The organism is Ligilactobacillus ubinensis, assembly GCF_024160875.1.
GTDB classification, from domain to species: Bacteria; Bacillota; Bacilli; order Lactobacillales; family Lactobacillaceae; genus Ligilactobacillus; species Ligilactobacillus ubinensis.
The window spans coordinates 1-226 of record NZ_JAIULA010000077.1; the positions used below are offsets into that span (position 1 = coordinate 1).

The window sequence follows — 226 nt, forward strand, 5'->3', positions numbered from 1 at the left end:
ATTCAAACTCAAAAAACTATTTTTGACTGCCAACAAGATTCTAAGCCGAAAGTTATCAAAATTTCTAAATCCATAGGCAGTTTTTTTAATAGCTTTTATTTTATTATTAGTTCCTTCAACAGGACCGTTTGAATAGGGAAAGATAAAACTATTAATAATTTCTGCACGATGTTTTTTTAATGTTCGATTTGCTTTTTTAATAGGTTCAGGCATTCCAGCTGCAGAA

Annotated in this window: 1 protein-coding gene; it reads right to left on the minus strand. The window is 29.6% G+C overall.

All coding sequences use genetic code 11. From position 1 onward, the window contains the following. A partial coding sequence (locus tag LB941_RS12450; protein ID WP_253362281.1) for a transposase occupies positions 1 to 226 on the minus strand: 226 nt, incomplete at both ends.